The organism is Lutibacter sp., from assembly GCF_013041805.1.
GTDB lineage: Bacteria > Bacteroidota > Bacteroidia > Flavobacteriales > Flavobacteriaceae > Lutibacter.
The window spans coordinates 1-10,155 of record NZ_JABDRI010000079.1 but is presented as its reverse complement, the minus strand read 5'-3'; the positions used below and the strand labels follow the sequence as shown (position 1 = coordinate 10,155).

Here is a 10,155-nt window from a genome sequence, read left to right as displayed (position 1 = left end):
CCTCAAGTTTATCACTAATCGGTTCAGATCAAACAGCAGCAAGCTTAGTTTCACCAACATTATCAGCATCCACATCCTACTATTGGAATGTGGTGGTTAAAGATGGACAAGGAGGACAAACTATTGGGCAAGTTTGGAGTTTTACAACAGATTAAAATAAAGTCAGCTATATTTTAAAAAGAGGCAACATATGTTGCCTCTTTTTTTAGATCATTAATGCACCAGTAATAATAGACAATATACCTACACCTATTCCAAGGGCGTTTGTTCCTTTGGATGAATTTTTCTTTCTTAATTGAACACTTTGTATTTCATCTTTATTAAGAGGTATTTTTACTTTCACTGCACCATTATTTTGGATACCATAATATAATCCGTCGTTTATCTCAAGACTCTCATAAACAAATTCATTTCCATCATTCATTGTAATTTTAACAATCTTATCTTCCTCATTCTTCACTGCTTGTTCAAATGAAACTGGATTATTATAAATTTTACAACTTTGTGAAAGAATCAATAGCAAAAATATACTTAGTACTTTATAAAATATATTTCTTTTAAATATGGTGTTTAATAGCATGGTCTATTTTTTAATTTAACATTGTACAATTTACATATTTTTTTATTGAACCTAATAAACTTGCACATAAATAAATAACAAAATAATTTTCTAGAAAGGTCGATAGCCAAAAAAGTAAATAATAAATAAAAAAACCACCTCATAAAAAGGGTTTGAGGTGGAAAATTGCTATGAAAAAGATGTAGACATTGTCTACATTACAAATATACGATGTTAACCATCAAAGTAATAGTAACCTATATTACAAAGGCAAAAAATGAGGAAGGTTATAAATTCAATAGTTTTAATAATTATAGTTTTTTGTCTGGAAGCTTGAATTTATAAGCTCTAAATCAATATTTAAAAAATTTAGTATCTTTAACTAACAATTTATTTTTTTTAAATAATTGTTTAATATTAACCAACTAAAGTTTTTAATTATGGATTTCAAAAAATCAATTCTAAATCTTCTTGCCTGCCTAGTACTATCACCAATTGTTATTTACATTATTTTAGGAATTGCAAAATTGGCAGGTTCTACTTATGAAATGTCTCATGGTGAAACGTTTATTATTTGGCTTCTAATGGCTATTGTAATCAAATTATCTATGACACAAAAAACTTAATATGCTCATTTTTACAGAATCAGAAATAAACATCTAAAAAATTTAAAGGCTTTCAATAATTTGAAAGCCTTTTGTAATTTATTATTAAACATAAAAAAATCCTACTAGAAATAGTAGGATTTTACTTTGGTGGGCAATGAGGGATTCGAACCCCCGACCCCCTCGGTGTAAACGAGGTGCTCTGAACCAACTGAGCTAATTGCCCTAAGCGGATGCAAATATATAACTACAATTTGTATTAAACAAAGGTTTTCTTCAAAAAAATTATTTATTTTTTTGAAAAAGATTTAACTAAATCTGAATCAATTAAATAGCATTTTAATATATTATTAAATAATTATTAAAGAACTTCAGCAACTACAAAAGTACTACCGCCAATAAAAACAAAATCTTGTTTATCGGCTGTTTGTAAAGCTTCCACATACGCTTCCTTAACAGAAGGGTAAGCTACTCCCTTTAATTCAAATTCAGAACATTTTAATTGCAATTCTATTTCATTTAAACCTCTTGGGATATCTGGTTTGCAAAAATAATATATAGCCTTTTTTGGAAATAAAGGAAGTATTTTATTTAAATCTTTATCATTAACAACTCCTATAACAATATGTAATTGCTCGTAAGTTTCTTTCATCAGTTGGTTAAAAACATATGTTAGCCCTTCTTTGTTGTGACCGGTATCACAAATTACTTTTGGGCTTTTGTTTAATTGTTGCCACCTACCTAAAAGTCCTGTATTTTTTATAACATTCAATAAACCTTTTTTGACACTTTCGTTTGAAATACTGTAATTTTTAGTTTTCAAAACTTCAACTATTTTAAGAACAGTTTTTATATTATTTGATTGATAACTACCTTTTAAATCTGATGCGTAGTTACTTTCAATATCCGATGAAGCCAAAAAAATTGGCGCATTCATTTTAGCTGCTTTATTTTTAAAAACTGGATAAGTTTCTTCTTGAAATTCGCCTACTACAACAGGAATTTCGTTTTTAATAATACCTGCTTTTTCAAAAGCAATTTCAGGTAAAGTTTCACCCAAAAATTGTGTATGATCAAATCCAATATTTGTAATTACTGAAACTTCTGGAGTTATAATATTAGTAGAATCTAATCTTCCTCCTAAACCAACTTCAACAACTACAATATCGACGGTGTGCTTTGCAAAACAATCAAATGCTAAACCTACCGTCATTTCAAAAAAAGACAATTTATGCGTGTCTAAAAACAACTTGTTTGTTGAAATAAAATCAATGACTTCAGTTTTAGAAATTACTTCACCATTTATTCTAATACGTTCTCTAAAATCTTTTAAATGAGGTGATGTGTATAAGCCAACCTTAAAACCTGCTTCTTGCAATATAGAAGCTAGCATATGGCTAGTTGAGCCTTTTCCATTTGTTCCTGCAACATGAATTGATTTAAACTTTGTTTCGGGAAAATTAAGATGTTTTGAAAAAGCTATGCTATTTGTTAAATCTTTTTTGAATGCCGTTTTACCTTGTCTCTGAAACATTGGTAGTTGTGCAAACATCCAATCTAAGGTCTCTTTATAATTCATTAAATTTTATTGTGACAATGAAAATTTATATTTTATAGTTCCTACTTGTTTGGAGGGCGCCTTAGGATCAGCGCTCCATTTCGTTTTTAAAGCAGCCTCTTTAGCTTGAGATAGTAAACATTGGGCTGTATTTGTTGAACCCTTTACTCCAGCAGTCGCTTTTATAACTCTTCCATTAACATCTACTTCAATACTTACAACAACTAATCCCTCTTCATTACAAATATAATTAGGTTTTGGTCTGCTTAATGGTTTTCTATTCCCTAAATTATAATCGCCATTGCCTCCTCCGCCTCCATTGCCATAATATCCACTTGCATTCGGATCTCCATTTATATTCCCTTTATCTCCTGGTTGATTATCATTCCCTTCTCCTCCGGTTGCTGTTCCATCAGAATTACTTACTCCACCTATTAGTGCATCTAATTTTTTTCGTTTTGCCTCTTCTTCAGCCTTTTGCTTTGCTATTGCAGCTTGCTTTTCTTTTTCAATTCTATCTTTCTCTAGTTGCACTTTTCTTACAAGTTCATCCGCTTTCTTTTTAGCATCTTCTTTCTTCTTTATTGCAATTGCTTCCTCATTATTTTGAGTTGCAACTTCTTCAAATGTTTCAGTTTCAGATTCAACCGTTTCAGATTCAACAATTTCTTCAACTTCTTGTTGTTCTTCAATTGATGATTTTTCTTCTATAGCTGATTTTATCGGTTCTGTAGGTTGAACATTTCCCATTCCAACATTTGAGGTCCCAAAATTAACTGCAATCCCATATTCCTCTGGAGGATCTAAATATGTCATTCCAACAAAAAAAATAGCGACTAATAACAAGCTCATAATTAAACTTGTTAATGCTGCTGATTTTCTTTTATATTTTGTGTCTAAAAAACTGAACATATTATTTTGGTCTAACCGCTAATATTACTTTAAATCTATTTCTATTTGCAATATCCATAATTTTGACAGCTTTTTCAATAGGTACACCTTCTTCTGCTCTTAAAACTATAGTTGGACTCTCCTTTTTTGCTAAAACTAGTAACAAATCTTGTTCCAATTTAGACTCAATTACCTTTTTATTATCTATATAAAAATTTAAATTTTTGGTGATACTTACTGAAACTGATTTTCGATTTTCGGTTTTCCCACTCGCTTTTGGTAATAATATATCTAAAGCACTTGTAGTTACCAATGTTGAAGTAATCATAAAAAATATGAGCAATAAAAAAACAATGTCTGTCATTGAAGACATGTTAAAGTTCGGATTAATTTTATTTCTACCTCTAATATCCATATTAAATAGGCTCGTTTAATAAATCTAAAAATTCAACCGATTTTGCCTCCATTTCATACACAACTTTATTTGTTCTTACTACCAAGTGATTATATTGAATATAAGAAATAATACCAACTATAAGCCCAGCCACAGTTGTTGTCATAGCTGTATATAATCCATCAGATAGCATCTTAATATCTATTTGCCCTCCTGCATTCGCTATTTCGTGAATTGCTATAATCATTCCGATTACAGTTCCTAAAAACCCTATCATAGGAGCTGCACCTGCAATTGTTGCCAATATACTTACATTTTTTTCGAGCTTATAAATCTCCAATCTCCCTGCATTTTCAATAGCAGTATTTATATCAGCTAAAGGTTTTCCAATTCTAGAAATGCCTTTTTCAATTAAAAGAGAAGCTGGTGAATTTACTTGAATACATAAAACTTTAGCAGCGTCTAACTTACCATTAGAAACATGGTCTCTTATTTGATTCATAAAATTACGATCTGTCTTGGAAGCTGCTTTAATTGCGAAAAATCGTTCAAAATAGATATACAATGCAACGGCTAATAAAACCACTAACAATGCTATAATAATTTGACCTCCTAAACCACCATCCATTATCAATTTATAAATAGAAAGTGTTTTTTCTTCGGAAAGTACTTCTTCCAAAACTTTTGTTGTTCCTTGTTGCATTAGTAAAAGCATTAATAATTGTTTAATAATTCGTATTTCAACTTAACGAAATTACGGTGTGAAAATTGTTTAATTTTTTAATATAAAAAAACCCGAGAAATTTCTCGGGTTTTTTTATAACTTATTATAGAATAGCTCTCATACCCATAAAGGCAAGCGAGCCTACAATAAAACCTACGGCAGCTAACCAAGCTATTTTTTTGAAGTACCAGAAAAAATCTATTTTTTCCATACCCATTGCTACAACACCAGCTGCTGAACCTATAATTAACATGCTTCCTCCAGTACCTGCTGAAAAAGCAACAAAATGCCATAATTGACTATCAATAGGCTCTTGAAACATTCCCATACTTGCAGCTACTAATGGCACATTATCTACAACTGCTGAACCAACACCTAATAACATTACAACAATATCAGTATTTGGTATAATAGATTTTAATCCTTCAGCACCAATAAATAACATTCCTAAAGATTCTAATGCCGCAACTGCCATTAAAATTCCAAAGAAAAATAAAACACTCGGCATTTCAATTCTCGACAACGATTTATGAACTGGACTATGGAAACCAGGAGAATCATGTGCATCATTATCTACAACACTTGATATACTAAACTCGGATCTACTGTATATTTCAGCAAAAATACCAACCACCGATAAAGATAACATCATACCCACATAAGGTGGTAAATGTGTAATTGTTTTAAAAATAGGAACAAATAAAATAGATCCAAGACCTAAATACAACATAGTAGCTCCGTGCTTATTTTCTGAATTTGTTTCCTCTACAATTACATCCTCAATATTTCCCTTAAATGGTTTCATAAAAGAAGCAATAAATACAGGCACTACCATACATAACAATGAAGGTATTATTAAATATTCTATAAGCTTTACAGTTGTTACTTTTTTACCAATCCAAAGCATTGTAGTAGTTACATCACCTATTGGTGACCAAGCGCCTCCAGCGTTTGCAGCTATAATTATTAAACCTGCAAACCACAACCTTGTATTTTTATCATTTATAATTTTTTGAAGAATCGTAATTAAAACAATAGTAGCTGTTAAATTATCTATTATAGCAGAAAGTATAAAAGCTAAAAAAGCGAAAATCCACAATAGCTTTTTTTTATTTTTTGTTTTTATATAACTTTTAAAAGTTGAAAAACCATCAAAATAATCTATAATTTCAACTATCGTCATTGCACCTAATAAGAAAAATAGAATTTCGGCCGTTTTACCTAAATGATGCAATAATGTCTCTTCTAATAAATGGCGCTTCTCATCTGTAGTAAAACTTGAAAATCCTTCAACTAATTTATGAGCTCCAGAATCAAACCAATTTGGAAAAGCTTCAATTCCAAATGCAATCAAAGCCCACAAAATGGCCATCATTGCTAATGCCGGAATTAACTTGTCTAATTTTAAATTGTGTTCTAAAGCAATAGCTAAATATCCTATTATGAATATTATAATGAGGAGTGTTTCCATGTTTAAAAGTTTAAATTAATTGTTTTAAAGCAATTTCAAAAGCTGTTTTACTTATATTTTGCTTACTATTATTTCTGTTATGTGTACTTATGAGTGCTTTCCTTATTGTATTTGATGTATCATCAAATATTGATACATCTTTCATTGGTAATTTTACTTTAGATTCCATTAAGTATGCGAAAACTCTTGCTATTCCGCAGTTTGAAATAAAATCAGGTAACAAACTTACTTTTTTATCTGTAAATTCCATAATCGGACCGAAGAAAATTTCCTTATCCGCAAAAGGAACGTTCGCTCCAGGAGATATTACCTCTAATCCTACCTCAATCATTCTAGTAATTTGTTCTTTAGTTACTAATCTTGACGCAGCTGCAGGGACAAAGATTTCAGCAGGAACAGACCAAATAGTACTATTCATTTCTTCAAATGAAATTAAATTAGTTGCATTTAATTTATTTCCATCTTTTTGTAAAAATAGGTTAGTCATTTCTTCCATTGTAAAACCTTCTTCATTTATCAAACCTCCAACACTATCAATAATTCCAACAACTTTAGCTCCTAATTGTGTCAAATAATAAGCTGCTGCGGAACCTACATTACCAAATCCTTGAACTATGGCACGTTTCCCTTTTAAATCACCTCCATAAATATCGTAATAATGCTTTACGGCCTCCGCAACACCATAACCAGTTAACATATCAGCAACCGTATATTTTCTATTTAAATCAGGTGAATATTTTTTGTCAACAATTACTTTTACAACTCCAAACCTAAGTTGACCGATTCTATTAATTTTTTCAGATTCAGTTGGTTTAAAATGACCGTTAAAAACACCTTCCTGCGGATGCCAAACACCACAATCTTCTGTCATTGGTATTACATCATTAATCTCATCAACATTTAAATCACCTCCAGTACCGTAATAATGTTTTAACAATGGAGCTACCGCTTTATACCAGCGACTTAAAACACCTTTCTTTCTTGGATCGTTTGGGTCAAAATTAATACCAGATTTTGCACCTCCAATTGCAGGTCCTGAAACTGTAAATTTCACTTCCATAGTTTTAGCTAATGAAAGTACCTCATTCATATCAAGTCCTTTACGCATTCTTGTTCCTCCACCGGCTGCACCCCCTCGTAATGAGTTTATGACGGTCCAACCTTCAGCTTCTGTTTCTTGATCCTGCCAATGAAATATAATTTCAGGCTTTTTATTTTCGTACTTTTTTAATAATTCTTTCATTTTTAATTTTAACTAATAATTTTTGTATATGTAAAGTGCTTACAATAATTAATCTATTCTAAGATTTATCAAGGAAGATCATAATTGAGTCATAGTCTAGTTTTTATTATTAATTTAAAATTTATCAAATATAGCAAAATCTTATTCGGAATAAACAATGATTTGACGCATAATTACACTCATTAAATAGATTTTCTAATTTGCTCTAATATCTAAAAAGTGTTAATGTTTTTCCATTTTTATATTTTACATATTTAACAAAAAAAATCTAAAAAAAGGATTATATTTGGGGAAAATTAATCTTTTATTTAAAACTGTTATTAATTATGGATTTTACTTTAACTGAAGAGCAAATAATGATACGTGATGCTGCTCGTGATTTTGCTCAAAACGAACTATTACCAGGAGTTATTGATCGTGATGAAAAACAACAATTTCCTGCCGAGCAAATAAAAAAGATGGGAGAACTAGGCTTTTTAGGCATGATGGTTGACCCTAATTATGGTGGTAGTGGTTTAGATACTGTTTCGTATGTTCTGGCAATGGAAGAAATTTCAAAAATTGATGCTTCGGCGTCAGTAGTGATGTCTGTAAATAATTCTTTAGTTTGTTGGGGACTTGAAACATTTGGTACTGAAGAACAAAAACAAAAATATTTAATTCCATTAGCAAAAGGAGAAATTATTGGGGCCTTTTGTTTAAGTGAACCAGAAGCAGGTTCAGACGCAACTTCACAGAGAACAACTGCAATTGATAAAGGTGATTATTATGTTTTAAACGGTACCAAAAACTGGATTACAAATGGTAATAGTGCGAGTGTTTATTTGGTTATTGCCCAAACTGATGTTGAAAAGGGTCACCGAGGAATAAATGCTTTTATTGTTGAAAAAGGAATGGATGGTTTTGCAGTTGGAAATAAAGAAAATAAATTAGGTATTCGTGGTTCTGATACGCATTCATTAATGTTTACTGATGTTAAAGTTCCAAAAGAAAATAGAATTGGTGAGGATGGATTTGGATTTACATTTGCTATGAAAACATTGGCAGGTGGTAGAATAGGAATTGCTGCTCAAGCTCTAGGGATTGCTTCTGGCGCTTATGAATTAGCATTACAATACTCTAAAGAACGTAAGGCATTTGGTAAAGAAATAAGTAGACACCAAGCTATTGCTTTTAAATTAGCCGATATGGCAACCCAAATTGAAGCTGCACGTCATTTATGTATCAAAGCTGCTTGGGATAAAGATCAACACACAAATTATGATTTAAGCGGTGCGATGGCAAAATTATATGCTGCTGAAATGGCAATGAAAGTAACCGTTGAAGCTGTTCAAATTCACGGAGGATATGGTTTTGTTAAAGAATATCACGTGGAACGTTTAATGCGTGATGCAAAAATCACACAAATATATGAAGGCACTTCTGAAATTCAACAAATAGTAATCTCAAGAAGTATTTTAAAGGATTAAAGAAAATAAAAGCCGACAATTGTCGGCTTTTATTTTATAATCTTTTTTACATATCTACTCCCTAATAAATCATTTTATTTAACAATGTTAAAGATTCTTTATAGTAATTCACTAAATTCTTAATTTACTATTCTTTAAACTCGATATAAATCCTCTTTCCAATTTTTAATTAAAGCTTTAATTTCTTTTTCTGAAAGTTGATCCTTTTCAGCTTTATCAACTAACGTTGGAAATTCATCATCCGAAGCAAAACGTAGGCCCACAATTTGTCTAGTAGTTATTTTACTGCTTAACATTTTACCCGTCAATACATAATATCTTAACTTTTCCTCAGCCCTAATCGCTCTATCCTGAGCTTTTAATGCAAAAATTCGCAAAAAATAAAACATAAATAATAAAATAAAGGATATTAGTATCAATAAGGAAGCGGAGTATAAATTGTCATTTGATGACTTAAGAAAACCTCTGATTGAACCAATAATAAGTATAACAATTGCTAAAAAGGTAATTACATGATATCCAATCACCCACTTCCCATGATTTTTAAAGTTCTGCTGTTTCATAATTTTGATTTTAATAATTAGTAATTGTAAATATAAACTATTCATTTCAAATCAAAAGTCTAATACTTTCCCAAAATCAAAACCAAAAAAAACCTTCAATAAATAAATATTGAAGGTTTTCAAAAGAAAGGCAGTGACATACTCTCCCACCTAGTGGCAGTACCATCTGCGCTGATAGGCTTAACTTCTCTGTTCGGGATGGGAAGAGGTGAGCCCTATCGCTATAACCACCTTAAGTTGTTTCGGTTACTAACCGTATGAGTTGACATAATGAAAAAATAATATCTATAAGAATCAAAAAAAAGTAAAAAGTCGACATAAAAGCCTATGGGTTATTAGTACTACTTGGCTATGACATTACTGCCTTTACACCTATAGCCTATCAACGTGGTAATCTCCCACGACCCTTTAAAGAAATCTCATCTTGTGGTGGGTTTCGCGCTTATATGCTTTCAGCGCTTATCCCTTCCCGACGTAGCTACCCAGCAGTGCTCCTGGCGGAACAACTGGTACACCAGAGGTCAGTCCAACACGGTCCTCTCGTACTAGTGTCAGATCCACGCAAATTTCTAACGCCCGCTACAGATAGAGACCGAACTGTCTCACGACGTTCTGAACCCAGCTCGCGTGCCACTTTAATGGGCGAACAGCCCAACCCTTGGGACCTTCTCCAGCCCC

General features: G+C 31.5%; 10 protein-coding genes, 1 tRNA gene and 2 rRNA genes. 2 read left to right on the top strand and 11 right to left on the bottom strand.

The window, feature by feature from the left end; genetic code table 11:
• Window positions 1-205: 205 nt before the first annotated feature.
• Complete coding sequence (locus tag HKP59_RS10200; protein ID WP_291806452.1) at window positions 206-580, bottom strand: hypothetical protein; 375 nt, start codon at window positions 578-580, stop codon at window positions 206-208.
• 419 nt (window positions 581-999) lie between these two features.
• Here HKP59_RS10200 and HKP59_RS10195 point away from each other — a divergent pair, with 419 nt between their 5' ends.
• Window positions 1,000-1,185, top strand: a complete 186-nt coding sequence (locus HKP59_RS10195; protein ID WP_291806451.1) for a hypothetical protein — start codon at window positions 1,000-1,002, stop codon at window positions 1,183-1,185.
• Window positions 1,186-1,312: 127 nt separating this feature from the next.
• Here the strand turns inward: HKP59_RS10195 and HKP59_RS10190 are convergent.
• The 7 genes from HKP59_RS10190 to HKP59_RS10160 form a co-directional block, all read right to left on the bottom strand.
• Window positions 1,313-1,390, bottom strand: a tRNA-Val gene (locus HKP59_RS10190).
• A 135-nt stretch (window positions 1,391-1,525) separates the two neighbouring features.
• The gene (locus HKP59_RS10185) at window positions 1,526-2,743 is read right to left on the bottom strand and encodes a folylpolyglutamate synthase/dihydrofolate synthase family protein (RefSeq protein WP_291806449.1); all 1,218 of its coding nucleotides are present in this window, start codon (window positions 2,741-2,743) and stop codon (window positions 1,526-1,528) included.
• Between the two features lie 6 nt (window positions 2,744-2,749).
• Entirely contained in the window at window positions 2,750-3,634 is an 885-nt protein-coding gene (locus HKP59_RS10180) for an energy transducer TonB (protein WP_291806448.1), read from the bottom strand.
• Window position 3,635: 1 nt separating this feature from the next.
• Window positions 3,636-4,028, bottom strand: coding sequence for a biopolymer transporter ExbD (locus HKP59_RS10175; RefSeq protein ID WP_291806447.1), 393 nt, complete (start codon window positions 4,026-4,028; stop codon window positions 3,636-3,638).
• A 1-nt stretch (window position 4,029) separates the two neighbouring features.
• Window positions 4,030-4,722, bottom strand: coding sequence for a MotA/TolQ/ExbB proton channel family protein (locus HKP59_RS10170; RefSeq protein WP_291806445.1), 693 nt, complete (start codon window positions 4,720-4,722; stop codon window positions 4,030-4,032).
• Window positions 4,723-4,834: 112 nt separating this feature from the next.
• Window positions 4,835-6,202 carry a sodium:proton antiporter NhaD gene (gene nhaD / locus HKP59_RS10165; protein WP_291806443.1) on the bottom strand — a complete coding sequence of 456 codons (1,368 nt, stop codon included), beginning with the start codon at window positions 6,200-6,202 and terminating at the stop codon, window positions 4,835-4,837.
• Between the two features lie 10 nt (window positions 6,203-6,212).
• A complete protein-coding gene (locus tag HKP59_RS10160; protein WP_291806441.1) occupies window positions 6,213-7,445 on the bottom strand; it encodes a Glu/Leu/Phe/Val dehydrogenase dimerization domain-containing protein in 1,233 nt (410 codons plus the stop codon).
• 326 nt (window positions 7,446-7,771) lie between these two features.
• Between HKP59_RS10160 and HKP59_RS10155 the strand changes: the two genes are divergently transcribed.
• Window positions 7,772-8,914 (top strand): acyl-CoA dehydrogenase, encoded by a 1,143-nt coding sequence (locus HKP59_RS10155; protein WP_291806439.1) that lies wholly within the window; start codon window positions 7,772-7,774, stop codon window positions 8,912-8,914.
• 134 nt (window positions 8,915-9,048) lie between these two features.
• Here HKP59_RS10155 and HKP59_RS10150 read toward each other — a convergent pair whose 3' ends face one another.
• The 3 genes from HKP59_RS10150 to HKP59_RS10140 all read right to left on the bottom strand — a co-directional run.
• Window positions 9,049-9,477, bottom strand: a complete 429-nt coding sequence (locus HKP59_RS10150; protein ID WP_291806437.1) for a DUF6526 family protein — start codon at window positions 9,475-9,477, stop codon at window positions 9,049-9,051.
• A 125-nt stretch (window positions 9,478-9,602) separates the two neighbouring features.
• Window positions 9,603-9,712: ribosomal RNA gene (gene rrf, locus HKP59_RS10145) — 5S ribosomal RNA — on the bottom strand.
• A 79-nt stretch (window positions 9,713-9,791) separates the two neighbouring features.
• Window positions 9,792-10,155, bottom strand: a 23S ribosomal RNA gene (locus HKP59_RS10140); the annotation flags it as partial.

Coding starts and splice junctions, on each gene's coding strand:
- HKP59_RS10200 (WP_291806452.1), bottom strand. CDS start 580: ATGCTATTAAACACCATATTTAAAAGAAATATATTTTATAAAGTACTA.
- HKP59_RS10195 (WP_291806451.1), top strand. CDS start 1,000: ATGGATTTCAAAAAATCAATTCTAAATCTTCTTGCCTGCCTAGTACTA.
- HKP59_RS10185 (WP_291806449.1), bottom strand. CDS start 2,743: ATGAATTATAAAGAGACCTTAGATTGGATGTTTGCACAACTACCAATG.
- HKP59_RS10180 (WP_291806448.1), bottom strand. CDS start 3,634: ATGTTCAGTTTTTTAGACACAAAATATAAAAGAAAATCAGCAGCATTA.
- HKP59_RS10175 (WP_291806447.1), bottom strand. CDS start 4,028: ATGGATATTAGAGGTAGAAATAAAATTAATCCGAACTTTAACATGTCT.
- HKP59_RS10170 (WP_291806445.1), bottom strand. CDS start 4,722: ATGCTTTTACTAATGCAACAAGGAACAACAAAAGTTTTGGAAGAAGTA.
- nhaD (WP_291806443.1), bottom strand. CDS start 6,202: ATGGAAACACTCCTCATTATAATATTCATAATAGGATATTTAGCTATT.
- HKP59_RS10160 (WP_291806441.1), bottom strand. CDS start 7,445: ATGAAAGAATTATTAAAAAAGTACGAAAATAAAAAGCCTGAAATTATA.
- HKP59_RS10155 (WP_291806439.1), top strand. CDS start 7,772: ATGGATTTTACTTTAACTGAAGAGCAAATAATGATACGTGATGCTGCT.
- HKP59_RS10150 (WP_291806437.1), bottom strand. CDS start 9,477: ATGAAACAGCAGAACTTTAAAAATCATGGGAAGTGGGTGATTGGATAT.